General features: G+C 60.5%; 2 protein-coding genes. Both read left to right on the forward strand.

Annotation, left to right across the window (positions count from 1 at the left end):
* The coding region (locus WBP53_RS00120) for a hypothetical protein (RefSeq protein ID WP_423924708.1) at positions 1–279 on the forward strand (279 nt) is incomplete at its 5' end.
* Between the two features lie 433 nt (positions 280–712).
* Complete coding sequence (locus tag WBP53_RS00125; protein WP_423924710.1) at positions 713–2,785, forward strand: tetratricopeptide repeat protein; 2,073 nt, start codon at positions 713–715, stop codon at positions 2,783–2,785.
* Positions 2,786–2,878: the final 93 nt, after the last annotated feature.

A 2,878-nucleotide genomic window follows, 5' to 3' on the forward strand; every position in this document is an offset into this window, starting at 1 on the left:
CGCTACTTCAATTCGGTGCTCAAACTCGGCTTGCACACCGAGGAATGGATCGACCTCTGGTCAGCGGCCCGTGAAGACGGACCGGTGCGAGAAAGGAACGTGGATACGTTGCTGGCCAGCGTCGAGGAAATCGTTTCTGATCCTTCGGTGGGGGCACGCCAGGCGCGTGTGCTCAAGCGCTGGGCCGAGCGGCAACTCGCGCGTGCGCGTCGACAGGCCGAGGCCAACAGGACTCGAAGCATGCAAGCGCCGGAAAAGGATCCAGAAGACAAGCAGTAGGTAATACGCACTCCGCCTTCCAGCCAGTTCGTCTGGAACGGAGAGGCCTGATCGACCATGCCATTCCTCCCAGAATCGGGGGCAAGGTCAGGTTTCGAGTCGAATGACGCCGATTCAACACTCGTCATTCCCGCGCAGGCGGGAATCGCTTCACAACAGCCGCATGGCTGGTCATCGCTTCACTACAGCCGTTCGGCTGTTGACAAGCACCTCCAGCCTGCGATGGGATGGCAAAGAATGAGGATCGACTACAACTCAGTGCCATTCGGCTTTGAGCCCACTGCCACCAAACCGTGAATCAGTTCTCATTCGTGTAGTATCTGAACGGATCCACCGCAATGGGGAAAAGGGTGGCCTGTGGCTCCGGGCCTGCCTTCGGGGTTGCCGCGGCTTCCTGCGACCCGATGTGATATCTCCACCAGGGGCAGCCAATTTGAGCTTGTTCGCCGAACTCAAGCGCCGCAACGTGATCCGCATGGCCGGCTTGTATCTGGTCGGTGCGTGGATGCTGGTGCAGGTGGCCGAAACCGTGTTGCCGGTATTCGACGTGCCGAACTGGATGCTGCGCGCGATCATGATCGTGATGGCGCTGGGCTTTGTTCCCGCGCTGATCTTCGCGTGGATCTTCGAAATCACGCCAGAAGGCATCAGGCGCGATCACGAAGTCGATCGAACCCGCTCGATTGCGCCGAAAACCGGGCAGCGCATGAACATCATGATCGCCAGCCTGCTATCCATCGGGTTGGCCTGGTATGTGCTCGACAAATTCGTGTTTTCGCCGACGCGGGATGCCTTGAATGTCGCTGCCAGCCTGAAGCCGATCGAACCCGCCGCCGAGGCGGAATCGACAATCGATGCCCACTCGATTGCGGTGCTGCCATTCGAGAATCTGAGCGAGGAAAAAGCCAACGCCTATTTCGCCGATGGCATCCAGGATGAAATCCTCACCACCCTGGCCAAGATCGGTGACCTCACGGTGATCTCGCGCACCTCGACCAAGAGCTACGACAGCCGTCCCGACAACCTGCCGCAAATCGCCAGGGATCTGGGCGTCGCCAATATCGTCGAAGGCAGCGTGCAGAAGTCCGGCAACCGGGTGCGCGTGATCGTGCAGTTGATCCACGCTGAAAGCGACAGCCACCTCTGGGCGGAAACCTATGATCGAACTCTGGACGACATCTTCGCCGTGCAAAGCGAAGTCGCACGGAAGATCGCCGATTCACTGAGTGCGAAGTTGACCAGTGACGAACGCGCAACGCTGGCCAACAAGCCCACGAACAATCCGGAAGCCTATGACGCGTATCTGCGTGGATTGGCCATGAATGCACAGGGATTCGAGGTGGCGCTTGCGCGCAAGGCGGCGCTCGCATTTGCCGAAGCCGTGCGCCTTGATCCGGACTTCGCCCTGGCCTGGGCAGAGCTCACGACCTCCGCCGGGTATCTCTACTTCAATGGCGTGGACCCGGATAGGTTTACTTCGGAATACGTCAAACAGGCCGCAGACAATGCGTTCCGCCTGCAACCCGAATTGATCGAAGCGCAACTGGCCCAAGGAGTCTACCGCTACAACGTGTTGCGCGATTTCGCAGATGCCGAGGCCGCGTTCGAAGTCGTTCTCGAGAGGGCCCCCAACAACCCTGCTGCGCTGTTCTTCACGGCACTGGCAGAGCGCCGCCAGGACAAGTGGGAAGAAGCACTTGAGCACTTCGAGAAGGCCGCCCATCGCGATCCCCGAAACGTCGGCCTGATGGTCGTCATAGGCGGCGAATCCCTGCGCATCCTGCGGCGCTGGGAAGAGGCCCACCAATGGCTGGATCGCGCGCTTGCCATCGAGCCGAATTCCACGCTGGCATTGTTCTACAAGATCGATGCCTACCAGACTGAGGGGCGGCTGGAAGAGGCTGCTCGATTGCTCGATCAGATTCCGCAGGCCGGCGAAGATCCACAAATCGCGGTGGCCCGTAGCAGGCAGTTTGAATGGGAACGTCGTGACGACGCGATCATCGCCGAGCTGGAGCCGCTTTTGCAGCAGCCTGACTCCGCACTCAACGGCTTCGGCCCGGCACTGACCATCAGCCTTGCCCAAGCGCTGCAGCGTTCCGGCCGCGATACACAGGCACGCGAAACGTTCCAGAGGCTGGTCGACCGGATTGGCCCCGACCCCGCCAGTCAGGTCGATGACAGTGTCTTGCCGGTTATCGTTGCCCAGGCCAATGCAGGCCTGGGCAACCTCGAGTTGGCCCTGAAGCAGGCGAAAGAAGCCCTCGAGCTCTACCGTAATGATGCGTACTACCGGGTCTATGCGCAGGTCGCATTGGCGCAGGTCCTGGCATTGGCGGGTGAAAATGAGGCCGCGATTGCAGGATTGACCGAGTTGCTGGATGTGCCAGCCGGCGTTACCCCGGCAGGGCTGCGGTATGACCGGGGCTGGGACCCGCTGCGCGAAGATCCGGCTTTCCAGGCGCTGCTGGAAGATTCACCCATTGATGACGCACCAGATGCATGAGTCCTGGCGACACCTGAAGCAACGCAAGCTCGTTGTAGGAGGGGCGTCAGCCGCGATGCTCTTTTTCGCCACACCAGGAAGCGCATCGCGGCT

Origin of the sequence: Dokdonella sp., assembly GCF_049593775.1 — a bacterium.
GTDB lineage: Bacteria > Pseudomonadota > Gammaproteobacteria > Xanthomonadales > Rhodanobacteraceae > Dokdonella.